Below are 13586 nucleotides of genomic sequence, written 5' to 3'. Positions count from 1 at the left end.
GTACTGTAATATTATATTAAGTGAGGACAATTTACGAAAGTGCACAAAACTAAGGAATATCTTTCAAGATTAGGGTATGATTGTGCAATAATAGAGTAATATTTGTCCAGCCAACAATTAATTCTCATCTTTACAGTACAAAGAGTACGTTCAAAATTATTAACGATGATAACCAAACGTTTAGAAACTTAAAATTATCATACAATGATATTAGTAGATAGTATTTTAATTTGGACTTGATGCTTTAGTTTGTTTAAACATTCTGCCTACATTCAAGCAAAAAAAATTAAACCTTTGATTATCATTACTTTTTTTAAAAACTTACTCTAAAATAATCATCTAAGAAATTATTTTGAAAGCTTCTTTATTATAAATAGCTACAAAATAAGTTATTTTAAACTATTACAACAAAACATTTAGAAAGCTCTTGTATGATTTAAACGTATTCAATAATACACATAGAGGGGTTGACTACAACTATTTAACTAACTATCATGTCTGTTCATAAACCAATAAAGAAAATAACAACGCATGTTTTGCTTGCGATGAAACAACGCCAAGAGAAAATATCTATGCTTACAGCTTATGACTACTCAATGGCGCGTATCCTTGATGCCGCAGGAATCGACATCTTACTAGTTGGTGATTCTGCCTCTAATGTTATGGCAGGTCACGAAACAACATTGCCAATTACATTAGACCACATGATTTATCATGCTCAATCCGTTGTTCGTGCTATTAATCGTGCATTTGTTGTTGTTGATTTACCCTTCGGATCGTACCAAGGAAACTCCAAAGAAGCTCTAGCCTCTACCATTCGCATTATGAAAGAGTCTGGCGCCCATGCTGTAAAACTAGAGGGAGGAATTGAAATAAAAGAATCCATTACACGTATTTTGAGTGCTGGCGTACCTGTTATGGGACACTTGGGACTAACCCCTCAGTCTATTTATAAATTTGGAACGTACTCTGTTCGTGCCAAAGAAGAAGCTGAGGCGGCACAATTACTTGAAGATGCCAAACTTCTAGAAGAATTAGGTTGCTTTGCCATCATCTTAGAAAAAATTCCAGCCAAACTAGGTAAACAAGTTGCTGAGTCCGTTTCAATTCCAGTAATTGGCATTGGTGCTGGTCCTCATGTAGATGGTCAAGTACTAGTAACACACGATATGATGGGGATTACTAAAGATTTTCAACCTCGTTTCTTAAGAAGATACTTGGAGCTTTTTGATGATATGAAAGAGGCGACAGAACGATATATTAGCGATGTCAAAAGCGGCGATTTTCCAAACGATAAGGAACAGTATTAAAAACTGCTTGTAGCTCATGCCGCTATAATAACTTATCATGTTCTCAAATAGTAGTTCGTTGATTATTTCGTGAGGTTGCTATTCGCTTACGTTATTTACTTTTTTTAACAAAAAGATAAAAACAACATTCATATTATTTTTCAACGACCACGTAATAACAGCGCAGCCAACTATTGAAGAGAGACATCTAAAATAAAATTAAGAAAGGTGCTGAGGCAATCGGTCAATTGGAACATTAAACGCAACAATTTTCTAATTGACCGATTATCTTAAACTACCTGTACCCATACACTCTAGATCTTAACTCGTCAAATATTCGGTTATAAATTGACTTGTATTGATTTGTCAGTGGTGACCTACCATTATTTATTATAAGCGATTACTTACTTATCAATAGTTTGTTGAAACCACGCAGTAGCAACATAGGCAACTTGCTGATTAGAGTTGTCCACGCTACCACACACAGTAGCACCGTAACGAATCAACGAACTACTAATTTATATTACTATTTTTCAAATGGAATCAATAGATGTAAAGCCTAAAAGAAAGTGGCTTAAATTATTATTAGGCTTTTTTTTACTCCTTTTAATCATTGGCAGTGCGTTGGCGTATTATTTTTACAATCAAATTTTTGGGACTAATATACAACTCAGTGAGAATGTAGTCTTAACTATTCCTAAAAGCAACCAGTCTATAGACGAACTTGCAGAGTTGCTACACCAACAAAAGATTATTCAAAACAAAGGAGGATTTGTTTTTACAGCCCAACAAATGAACTACAAAGTTAAGACGGGTAAGTACGAAATTCCAACCTCTGTTCGTAGCAATCGCGATTTAGTTCGCATTCTTCGTGGACGTCAGTTGGCGGTACGCTTAACCTTTCACAACTTCCGACTAAAACAACAAATTGCAGGCTATGTCAGTCGACAAATAGAAGCCGATTCATTAGAAATTATCCAATTATTAGAAGATGCTGACTTTTTAGCACAATCTGGCTATACTCCCGACAATGTAATGGCTGCCTTTATTCCTAATACCTACGAAGTTTACTGGAATTGCGATGCTCTAACATTTTGGCAAAAGATGCTCAAAGAGAACAAAAAATTTTGGAATGATGAACGACTTGCCAAAGCTAAGGATTTAGACCTCACTCCTATCGAGGTTTATACATTAGCGTCCATTGTAGAATCCGAAAGTCAATACAAGCCTGAACGCCCTAGGATAGCAGGGGTCTACCTCAATCGATTGCGCAAAGAAGGCTGGAAATTAGAAGCAGATCCAACTGTTATTTTTGCTGTAGGGGACTTTACAATTAAGAGGGTCTTAGATGTTCATTTGCAAACAGAATCACCATACAATACTTACAAATACGCAGGTTTGCCTCCTGGTCCCATTTATATGTCCTCTATCAATGCTATAGATGCTGTTTTAAATGCAGAAGAACACGAATATATGTTCTTCTGTGCCAAACCACCGCAGGAAGGAGAAGCACCTAATATGCATGCATTTGCAAAAACACACCGAGCACATATTAACAATGCCAAACGCTACTGGAATTGGATTCGCAAACAATAGTATTGGTAAAGTATCTTTTTATTCCTAAATCTCCCAAGGTTAGTTATGAAAGGTAAAACTAAAACTGCCAATAAATAAACTAGCTCTCTCTAAAATTATTAGAGAGAGCTAGTTTATTATAGAAAAGCTTTAACGCTCCTTAAGCACATAATTGCACCTAGACTTAAAAAATTCTATTTGGTTATAAAAGTGAGCTTTTAGATATCAACTGTTTCGTTAAATTCTGTGCTACTGATAACCATGTCGTGAGGCTCTAGCAACGCACGAATATCTTCTTCCTGCTCTTGTTCTTGAACCATTTTTCGGTTTCGCCACCAAAGATACCCTACAATACTCATCATAATATAAGGTCCTATTAATAGGTAAATAATTCCTTTGTTTAATCCAGCAGCAGCCGTACCACCATTATTGAGATTAGATTCTGCCGACATCTTACACATTGGACATTGTGCCTCTGCCCAAAGAGTTGTCATTAAAATAATAACAAGGGTTATGCCTAGCAATTGAATGATTTTTAAAGTTGTATTTTTCATTATTTCTTGATTTCAATCTGCATTACTTCGTAAAAAAAATCGTATTAATTTGATTATCAATAGATTAACACTTTTGCCACTTGATTTATTAAAGAATTGATAATCAACGGCGAAGCCCTCACACGGTAAACTGATGCAAAGATGCTTTTTTAGTTTTTTACAAAAAAGCTAAAAAACTAAGCTTGCCGAGTAGGCTTGTGCTAGTAGCACAAAAGCCCAAGTTCATGACTAGAGGGAAGTAGCAGCGCAGCTAAGTACTAAATCTATACTTTCCAAAATGATTTTAATTGGGATTGAGATAGTATGAATATGTCTTACAAGTTTGTTAGTTACGACAAGATAATGATTTTTATGCATAATAAGGAGAAATCATAAGATAACAAATTACTCCTGTAATAGAAACATATAACCAAATTGGGTAACTAAATTTTACAATCTTCTGATGTTTTTCAATTTGCCCTGTATAACCGTATAAAAAAGCATATAGTACAAAAGGAGCCTGAATTGCAGCCAACAAAATATGTGTCAACAATAAAAAGAAGTAGATATAACGAATTGTTCCCTCTCCTCCAAACTTAGTATGCCCTGCGGTAGTATGATACATAATATAAACGACCAAAAACAATAACGATAGCCCCATTCCTGCATAGATAAGTTTTTTATGCAAGTCAATATTTCTTCCTTTCACAGCAACTAATGCCCCAATTAATAACACAGCTGTTGCACCGTTCAAAATCGCATTAATCAAAGGCAATACGTGTACATCAAATGGCCAAACAAAATCTGTAAATTTAAATTGAAACATAGCTCCAACAATCAAAGGGAGCGCTACAGAGATAACATTCACTAACAAGCGCAATTTCTTATAATTGGCTGTTTCTGCTTTTGCCAACTGATCGGCATTTTCTGGTGTATTTAATGTTTTATTCATAATTGATTATATTTTATATTTTGAACGCTTTGGCAAACTAAATCGCTTGTTTAGTCCCTGCGTACTTAATACAGTTTCTCTTCTTGTTTCCATTCTATCTTCTTGCGTTGTTTGGCAGGCATTATAATTGCCATATGACGCAACAACTGCTTGACAGCTTCTGTATCTTTTAGATTATAATAATCACACAACAAAGGTCCTTTTTTATAATTTTCAGAATCATCTTTTCGACTAACTCGCCCATCTAAAACAGCAATGTTAAAACAATTTTTTTCAGATGCCATCTTATAGCGTCCTCTATCAATTCCCATGGTAAATTTCCAATCTGAAGTATCAATATTCCAAGCATCTACGTATTTTCCCAATGCCCAAGATGAATCTTGACGAAAATCTTCTGTATGAATAACAAACAAAATTTTACCTTGATCTTCTTTGTTAAAATTACTTTGAAGACTTTTTAGAGAATCGACAAACGCGCCAATTTGATCTTTACAGGCATAATCCCAAAAACCAGCGATCACTAGTTTTCCTTTAATCAATTCGTTGGTCAAAGGCACATCCCAATAAGTAGAAAGGTGATCAAAATCAACTCGGATAGAGTCTCCCAAAAACTGCATTTCACTTCGTATTCCCTTGTATTTATCCAATCCTGTTTTGGAAAAAACAACCGTAATAACAGGTAAAACCACAACAAACATTAGGAAAATAATTGCTGCAATTGGATTTTTCTTCTTCTTCTCAGACATATTGCTTTGCTTCATTTACGCAATTCTTTACGCAAATACTTTTTTATTTTTAATAATAACAGATCATTCATCGCTTCATAATTGGAGAAATCGTAGAGATTCTTTGTATTGAAAAGACGAATTCTGCACTTGTTGTCACAAAAGTAATACATCTTTAGTTCAAGTTGGTAGCTATAAAACAAAAAAAGTGTTCTAAGGCTTACTTAGAACACTTTTAAATAACAAATTTTTATTTTTAGCTGTAACAACTATTCAATAGTTACGATTGAAACGACAATTGTGTTGGTAAATCGTCGATAGATCTCATACTAGTTTCTTTAGAGGTCTCTTTGGCAGGAGTCTCAGCACCTGGACGTGCATCCATGACAGCATTTCTATTGGTTCTAGCATAATTACCTTCCCACAAAAATGCAATAACTGCCCAAATTAAAAGAGCCATTGGCAATACAATCGTTGCAGCCATTCCTCCTACTTCTGATCCTAAATGCATAAATATGCTAACAATATAATAAGCTTTGTACAAACTTAGTGCAATCATAAATAGTCTTACTACTAATCCAGGTAAAAGATCTTTTAGAAATAAAGCAATTGCTACCTCAGCAAAAGTTACTAACAATAAAATCCAAAACCCTTTAACACCTACTTTTATATCTTCTTTTCTTTGCTCTTCGACACTTAGTCCATGTGAATGTCCCATGATATATATAATTTATTATTGATATTTTTAATTATTGATATTTCGTTGACTTTTGATAGATTATAATAGGTAGAATGCCAAGAATACAAATACCCAAACTAAATCTACAAAGTGCCAATAGAGACCAACTTTTTCAACCATAACATGCCCATTGTTACGTACTCTATAGAATCCAGACCAAGAGTTTAGAGCAATAACCAATAGAATTACCAAACCAGAGAATACGTGAAATCCATGGAACCCAGTGATAAAGAAGAACAATGTCCCAAATGCTGTTGGTCCCATTTCTTCTGCCATCAATGTTCCAGCTGTTTTGTAAGCACCTGGGAAATACTCCCCATCGTGGTAAGCAATCAAATAAGGTTCACCAACCTCAAAAGATTCACCAACTGCTTTTTTAGGCGCTTCGCTTCCATGTCTATGGAAATAATGGTGGTCGAATTTTTCAAAATATTTTTGATCATTTTTAGCATCGTACAAATAAGGCAACGCCTCTTCACTATGACCAGCATCCGAATGGATAGAAACCATCATGGTTTTCTCCTCCAATTCAGGATTCAATTTCTTTGCTTCTGCTAATGTCACATACGTTCCATTATCTAAAGCCGAACTAAATGGGTTGTTATAAATAGTTACGCCCTCTGCAGCAATCAAGTTTGTCCATTCCCAAGCTTGACAACCCAAAAACATACCACCACCAATAATCGTGATGAACAACCATTTTACAACACCGTGAACATTTTCTAATTTTCCTTCTTGAACAGCTCTAAGAACAGTTACTGAACTTACAATCAAAACAAAAGTCATGAATGTAACAAAAATAAGAGGAGCACCTTCTATTCCAAAAGGAGCTGTGCTAAATACATGATCTGGTACAGGCCACGCATTCATGCTAAAACGCAAAGATCCATAAGCGATAAGGAATCCTGCAAAAGTGAAAGCATCAGAGAGTAGGAAATACCACATCATTAATTTTCCATACTCCGAGCGAAACGGAGAATCTCCTCCATCCCACAATTCTTCCATTCCGATTTCGTTTTCAATTTCGTGAACAGTATCAGTTGCCATTGTTACGACTTTAATTTTATATGAATATTAATTTTTATTTAAAAACTATGGTGCACTATTGTTGTATCCACAAGAATAACAATAAGTACAACCACAAAATATCGACAAAATGCCAATAGGTAAATGTTAATTCTAATCTTAATTGTCCTTTAGGAGTCCATGCTTGAGTACTGCGTTTCAAGGCATATATCCAACTAATCATTAGGGCTGTAATTCCTCCGATAACATGCAGTGCATGAGCACCAATTAACAAGACGAAAAAGCTACTAGATTGATTGGTTGAGATAAAAATTCCCATGTCATTCAGTGCCAACCATCCCATGTATTGCAAGGCAACAAATGAAATTCCCAATACAAAACCTACTGTTAACAAAACCTTGTATAAACCATAATTTTTTGCCACAAAAGCTTTGTATGCAACGTGTAAGATAACACTACTTGACAGAATAACTCCAGTACTATAAAAGAACTCTTCTACTATTGGAAACGAAAGCCAATTCCCTGCTGCTTTTCGGACTAAGTAAGCACTCGTAAATGCTGAAAATAGCATAATCATACTCACCATTGCCGTCCACAAAGCAAATTTTTTGGGATGGATTCGTTTTATCTTTTTTGGAGATGCAACCATTTCCATATGTTAGATTTTATCAAGAACTAAAACAATCAAAACAACTGGTAAATAAGCAAAAGACGCGAACATCAATTTTCGAGCTGCTTGATCGTTACATTCTAAGTATAATTTAATGGCATAAGTTAGATAAAAGATACCCATTATCAACATAACCACACAAGCAATATAGCCTGCAATATTAAAATAAATTGGCAAAAAGCTCATTGGAAGTAAGCACAAAGCATAAAAAATTGTTTGTAGTGCAGTACTTTTGTCTCTTCCATCTACTTTTTTGGAAGGCAACAAATAAAAACCTGCCTTTGAATAATCTTTGTAAGCTACCCATGCAATCGCCCAGAAATGAGGAAACTGCCAAAAGAACTGAAGACTAAATAAGAAAATAGCCTCTGGTCCCAAGTTGTTTCCCGCAGCAACCCAACCAATAGCCATTGGCAAAGCTCCTGGTATGGCACCAATCCATACTGCAACTGGAGAAACACGTTTCATTGGTGTATAAATAAAGGAATATGAAACTAGAGATAAAGCTCCTAAAACTGCGGTCATAGGATTAAAAGAAGATAGTAATAACAAACCTGCTACGCTTAACAAACCTGCTATTAACACCGCTTCTGATGTTTCCATTCTACCTGTAGCAATTGGACGATTTTCTGTTCGCTTCATCAACCTATCATAGTCTTTCTCCAAGACTTGATTGAGTGCATTTGCAGCTCCTGTTACAAAAAAACCTCCAAGACCTAGTATTACTAAGGCTTGCCAGTTAAATGTGCTCGCTCCCAAAATGTAAGTAATACAAGCAGAAAAGACAACCAACCCCGACAATTTCACTTTAGTCAAAAGTTTGTAGTCATTAATCTTCTGTTTCAAAAAACTTCCTGTACTTACCGTTTTACTATTTGTTGTTGCCAACTTTCTGATATTTATAAGATACCAACAGCAGTTTGTCGTTCACCAACAAACTGCTGTTGGATAAATACGTTATTATTAATGACCTCCATCTACTTCACCTTCTGCTAAAGGCTCAGTTTGAAGGATAAACTCTCTACCGTGACGTCCCAAATCATAAGGCCAACGGTATACATGAGGAATATCTCCTTCCCAGTTCCCGTGTCCTGCATTTACAGGAGCTGTCCACTCTAAAGTTGTTGCTCCCCAAGGATTCAATTCTGTTTGCTTTCTTCCTTTGTACATAGAGTAGAAGAAGTTGATCACAAACAACAACTGAACAGCAAATGTCAAAATAGCTGCAATTGTAATAAATTCGTTCATACCACCGAATTCAGCAAACGCTTGAAAACCATCAAAACGGTAGTAACGACGAGGTACACCAGCCATTCCTAAATAGTGCATTGGTCCAAAGATAGCATACGCTCCAATCATTGTTCCCCAGAAGTGGATTTTTCCTAGTGTTTCGTTCATAAAACGACCATACATACGAGGGAACCAGTGATAAATACCAGCAAACATACCAAAGAAAGCAGCTACCCCCATTACAATATGGAAATGGGCTACTACAAAATAAGTATCGTGTTGTTGAATATCGATGGCTGCGTTTCCTAAGAAGATACCTGTCAAACCACCAGAGATAAACATAGATACAAAACCAATAGAGAATAAAGAGGCAGAATTGATGCGCAAGTTACCTCCCCATATTGTTGCAATCCAGTTAAATACTTTTACAGCTGAAGGAACCGCAATAATCAACGTAAAGAGAACGAAGATATTTGCGATGAATGGGTTCATTCCTGACATATACATGTGATGTGCCCAAACTAAGAAGGACAAGACACCAATTGCTAAGATAGAAAATACCATTGCTTTGTAACCAAAGATTGGCTTACGTGCATGTACTGACAATACTTCTGATACTAGTCCCATTGCTGGCAAAATAATAATGTATACCTCAGGGTGTCCTAAGAACCAGAATAAATGTTGGTACAAAATTGCTGAACCACCCACTCTTGTTGTCAAAGCTTCTCCAGCAACATAGATTTCATTTAAGAAGAATGATGTTCCCAAAACACGGTCAAAAGTCAACATAAAGAAACCTGATGCCAATACTGGGAATGATAACAATCCTAAAATTGCTGTCACGAAAAACGCCCAAATTGTTAGAGGCATTCTAAACATATGCATCCCTTTGGTACGCATATTTAATACAGTAGTAATATAGTTGATTCCACCCAATAGTACGGATACAACAAAGAATACCAATGACAACAACCATAAAGTTGCTCCTGCCTTTGATCCATCTGATGCCTGTGGCAACGCAGATAAAGGAGGGTATCCTGTCCATCCACCAGAGAATGGTCCTGTATTTAAGAACAAAGAAATTAATAAGATAAATCCGGCCAAGAAGAAGAACCAATACGATAACATGTTCATCATTGGCGAAGCCATATCTCTTGCTCCTAGTTGCAACGGAATCAAAAGGTTACTAAATGTTCCTGATAATCCTGCTGTTAGTACAAAGAATACTAAGATTGTACCATGCATTGTTACTAATGCATAATAAAAATCTGGGTCAATTCTACCAACTCCTGTTGTTGGATCAATATTAATCCATCCACCCAACAAAGGTTGTAGCCAAGCCATGTTTGCATCAGGAAATCCTAATTGCAAGCGGAAAATAATCGACATTCCAGCACCTATGATTGCCCAAATAATTCCTGTAATCAAGAATTGCTTTCCAATCGTTTTGTGATCTTGGCTAAAAATGTATCGATCTACAAAAGAAGACTGATACTTGTCACCGTGATGGCCGTGGTCATCATGTCCATGGTCATCGTGGTGTCCGCCATGCTCTAATTCTTTTTCTATGATATTAATATCTGCCATGATAGCTTATATTTAACTATTGATATTTATAATTTCTTCTAATCTCTTACACTCTATTATTTACCTGTAGTGTCTTGTACTGTTGAATCAACAGATACTGATACAGGCTCTTTTGGAGTTATTTTAACACTATTAGCAATTGCTTTAGCTTCTTCTAATTTTGCATTAGATTCTGCTACTGATGTTGTTGTACGAGCTACTTTTTGAATAGGTTTTAGTTGATTCATTGCAGCTTCTGCATTGTTATAATCAGCAGATCCCAATTCAGCATTATTTCTCATTTCTCTCATCTTGTTCATGTAAACATTGACACGAAGCTTGTTTTCTACTAATTTTTCTAAATCAGCAGTTTTACCTTTTAGAGGATCTTTGTCTGTGTTAAAAATTTTAGAGAAGTACTGAGATTTTACAGAACCTGGTACATAAGTATAAGTTGTTTCACCACCATTTGCAGAATCTACAACCTCTTCCAATTTACCACCTTCTTGCTCATCCAACCAATCCAAGTATTCTTCTTCAGAAACAATTTTAACCAAGTTTCTCATACTGTAGTGGCCATTACCACAAAGCTCAGCACAAGCTAACTCGTAGTTAAACATTTCCCAACGTTGCTTTGTATCGTCTTTTTTGTCTGGAACTTGCCACTCTGGCTGTTGACTCAAACGACGACGCATAGAATCTGTTGTTACTGTAGGTGTGAAGTTAAAGTAAGTTGGCATACCAGGAACAGCATCTGTTTTAACACGCATATCACGGATGTAGAAGTTGTGCAATACATCACGAGCAGTAATGCGAACGCGAACAGGTTTTCCTACAGGAAGTACGATCTCAGTAGTCATGAAATCATCCATGTTTTTCTCATCTGTCCAAGTTTGTCCCAATTGGTTGGCACTATTGATTTGTGTAAAGTATTTTGTACCAATTTTTCCATCACGACCAGGATAACGCAAGTACCACAAGAACTGTGTTCCTGTTGCTTCGATTTCCAAGTATTCTCCATCCTCTTCTGGTAAAATAACACTTACAGAATCTTCTGGCAAGTCCAACATAATTTTATTCCAAGCTTGTAATCCACCTACTACCAAGAAAGTCATTACAACAGAAGGAATAATCATCCACACCATTTCTAGTGTTTCATTGTGCGCCCAATAAAGACCAATTTTTCCTTGTTTACCTTTGTATTTCCAAGCAAACCAGAATAATGCAATGTGCGTTAATACAAATACGATAAATGTAAAGAACAACGTAAGATTAAATAAGTAATCTACTTCTGGTCCATGCTTTGATGCAGCAATATTAGGTCCCCATCCTAGAGTTGTTGGGATGTAGTAGATAAAAGAAACCACACACACCGATAAGAAGGTAACCATAAATACCATTCCTAAACCAGTGTGGAACTTATTGATCTCATCTTGTTCTGCTGGGTCGTTACGTACTATAGATGCTAGTTCTCTAGCTTTTCCTACCTGCACGATAAATACAGCCAATAAAATGACACATAATGCCCCGATTGTAAATCCCATGTCTTTTATATTGTTTAAAAGGTATAACCTTTAAATTAAAATATTCATTGTTTTATTAATTACTAATAGATGCTTCTTATATAGCGTTCTATTAGTGTGCGTCTCTTTCTGGTCCGATTCCAGTATCATAATGCTCACTCTCCAAGATATATGGATCGTTTGGTGGATACAATGGTGCACGACTCAATGCAGTGAATGTTACAAATAAGAACAAGCCTAAGAAACCTAACATTGTTCCAATTTCTAGTGCTCCAGGGAAGTGTACTCCTAGCAAGAATTGAGGTTCTGCATGATGTGCATGATCTCCGTGTGCATGATCATCGTGTCCTGCTGCTGCATGACCGTGATTGTCATCATGATCATGTCCAGCATCTGTTGTAGCATGATCGTCATGGTTATGATTGTCTGTATGTGTATCGTGATTATGCTCTGCATTTGTATTAACATCATCTCCATTGCTATGATCGTTTCCATGGTCATGGCCATGTTGATCGTCTTGATAAGTTGTTAAAACAGCTTTAGGAGCTTCGTTGATGTGATAAGTGTTCTCACTGTGTGTATCTCCATGTTCACCATGTCCAGCGTGAGACAAGTGTTGAGCATGCTCGTAGTTATACCAAACACCAGGCTTAATCATTTGATAAAAGTCTACCCAATGTCCAATAAATACTAGTCCAGCAACAAACCCTAGTGTCCCCAATGTACGTTTAGAGTTGTTCATCATCAAGATGAAGAAAGGACCAACAAAGTTCATTAATAAATTAGCAAAGAAAACCACTTTGAATTGCTCAAAACGAATAAAGAAGTACTGAGTTTCCTCACCGTTGTTAGCGTACCAAATTAACATAAATTGAGAGAACCACAAATAAGTCCAAAATACGCTAAATCCAAAGATATATTTTCCAATATCATGCATGTGCTCATCTGTGAATTTTTGTAGCAAACCTCTTCCTCTCAAGAAGATGATAAGCATAAAAGTCATAGCCATCATAGCTACCCACATAGATACGGTTACGTACCAAGCAAATAGAGTAGAGTACCAGTGAGTATCTACTGACATTACCCATTGCCAGATAACGTAAGCACTAGAAAAACCACCAATTGGCAAAAATGCTGCTGCATAGATACGGTTTTTTCTTACGTTTTCAGGAACAGGATTATCTGTTGTAACAACATAAGGAGTAGAATCCTCATTGATAGAGATTTTTCTAAACATTACAGCAAAGAAAGTCCATGCTAACACAACCACTACAGTCAATAAGTAAGCGATAGGGTTAACAAAAGCAGACTTGTGAAAAGCCAATGGATCAAAGTTTGCACTTTCTACATTTAGATAATCTTGGTTGTTCCACAAGTACAATAATTCTGTACCATTTGCGTGCATGTATATCGCTATTCCTAAGATTAAAAATAAGATAGCTCCTACCCACAAGAAGCTCATAATCGCTTCAGGGATACGTTTAAACATTGCAACCCATCCACCCCATGCCAAAGCATGTGCTGCTAAGAATAGAACTGCTGTAAATGCAATTCCTGTGAAAAACACGGAATTGTGCAAGTAATTAGTCCAAAAACGCATGTGATGCATATCCTCAGGACCACTGATGTAGGACCAGCCTAAACAGACGGCACCAATAACCATCAGTACGATGGTAAACAGCTTGGTTTTTCCGTCAAAGACAAAAGTTTCGTTGTTATGATTGCTCATTGTATATAAAAGTTATACTTGTTTTAATC

Annotated in this window: 12 protein-coding genes; 2 read left to right on the top strand and 10 right to left on the bottom strand. The window is 36.2% G+C overall.

What is annotated here, in order from left to right; translation table 11 throughout:
• Nucleotides 1-494: 494 nt before the first annotated feature.
• Entirely contained in the window at nucleotides 495-1310 is an 816-nt protein-coding gene (gene panB, locus QP953_RS04650) for a 3-methyl-2-oxobutanoate hydroxymethyltransferase (RefSeq protein ID WP_052594700.1), read from the top strand.
• A gap of 516 nt (nucleotides 1311-1826) precedes the next feature.
• Nucleotides 1827-2885: an endolytic transglycosylase MltG gene (gene mltG, locus QP953_RS04645; RefSeq protein ID WP_052594701.1), complete on the top strand. Its 1059-nt coding sequence runs from the start codon at nucleotides 1827-1829 to the stop codon at nucleotides 2883-2885.
• A 197-nt stretch (nucleotides 2886-3082) separates the two neighbouring features.
• Here mltG and QP953_RS04640 read toward each other — a convergent pair whose 3' ends face one another.
• The 10 genes from QP953_RS04640 to QP953_RS04595 all read right to left on the bottom strand — a co-directional run bounded on the left by QP953_RS04640 (nucleotide 3083) and on the right by QP953_RS04595 (nucleotide 13557).
• Complete coding sequence (locus tag QP953_RS04640; RefSeq protein WP_063833044.1) at nucleotides 3083-3418, bottom strand: hypothetical protein; 336 nt, start codon at nucleotides 3416-3418, stop codon at nucleotides 3083-3085.
• A gap of 349 nt (nucleotides 3419-3767) precedes the next feature.
• On the bottom strand, nucleotides 3768-4349 hold the full coding sequence (locus tag QP953_RS04635; protein WP_309554117.1) for a DUF420 domain-containing protein: 582 nt from the start codon (nucleotides 4347-4349) through the stop codon (nucleotides 3768-3770).
• Between the two features lie 65 nt (nucleotides 4350-4414).
• Nucleotides 4415-5110, bottom strand: coding sequence for a hypothetical protein (locus tag QP953_RS04630; RefSeq protein ID WP_052594704.1), 696 nt, complete (start codon nucleotides 5108-5110; stop codon nucleotides 4415-4417).
• Between the two features lie 244 nt (nucleotides 5111-5354).
• A complete protein-coding gene (locus QP953_RS04625) occupies nucleotides 5355-5792 on the bottom strand; it encodes a cytochrome C oxidase subunit IV family protein (RefSeq protein ID WP_309554116.1) in 438 nt (145 codons plus the stop codon).
• 60 nt (nucleotides 5793-5852) lie between these two features.
• Complete coding sequence (locus tag QP953_RS04620; RefSeq protein ID WP_052594706.1) at nucleotides 5853-6860, bottom strand: cytochrome c oxidase subunit 3; 1008 nt, start codon at nucleotides 6858-6860, stop codon at nucleotides 5853-5855.
• 55 nt (nucleotides 6861-6915) lie between these two features.
• Nucleotides 6916-7494 carry a cytochrome c oxidase subunit 3 gene (locus tag QP953_RS04615; protein WP_231512767.1) on the bottom strand — a complete coding sequence of 193 codons (579 nt, stop codon included), beginning with the start codon at nucleotides 7492-7494 and terminating at the stop codon, nucleotides 6916-6918.
• 3 nt (nucleotides 7495-7497) lie between these two features.
• The gene (gene cyoE, locus QP953_RS04610; protein WP_231512768.1) at nucleotides 7498-8397 is read right to left on the bottom strand and encodes a heme o synthase; all 900 of its coding nucleotides are present in this window, start codon (nucleotides 8395-8397) and stop codon (nucleotides 7498-7500) included.
• Nucleotides 8398-8472: 75 nt separating this feature from the next.
• Entirely contained in the window at nucleotides 8473-10326 is a 1854-nt protein-coding gene (locus tag QP953_RS04605) for a cbb3-type cytochrome c oxidase subunit I (protein ID WP_052594708.1), read from the bottom strand.
• A gap of 56 nt (nucleotides 10327-10382) precedes the next feature.
• Nucleotides 10383-11849, bottom strand: a complete 1467-nt coding sequence (locus QP953_RS04600) for a cytochrome c oxidase subunit II (protein WP_309554115.1) — start codon at nucleotides 11847-11849, stop codon at nucleotides 10383-10385.
• Nucleotides 11850-11940: 91 nt separating this feature from the next.
• Complete coding sequence (locus QP953_RS04595; protein WP_309554114.1) at nucleotides 11941-13557, bottom strand: hypothetical protein; 1617 nt, start codon at nucleotides 13555-13557, stop codon at nucleotides 11941-11943.
• Nucleotides 13558-13586: the final 29 nt, after the last annotated feature.

This window comes from Aureispira sp. CCB-E (assembly GCF_031326345.1).
Taxonomy (GTDB): domain Bacteria; phylum Bacteroidota; class Bacteroidia; order Chitinophagales; family Saprospiraceae; genus Aureispira.
Note: the sequence above shows the minus strand (reverse complement) of the source record. Positions and strands in the feature narration are given on the sequence as shown.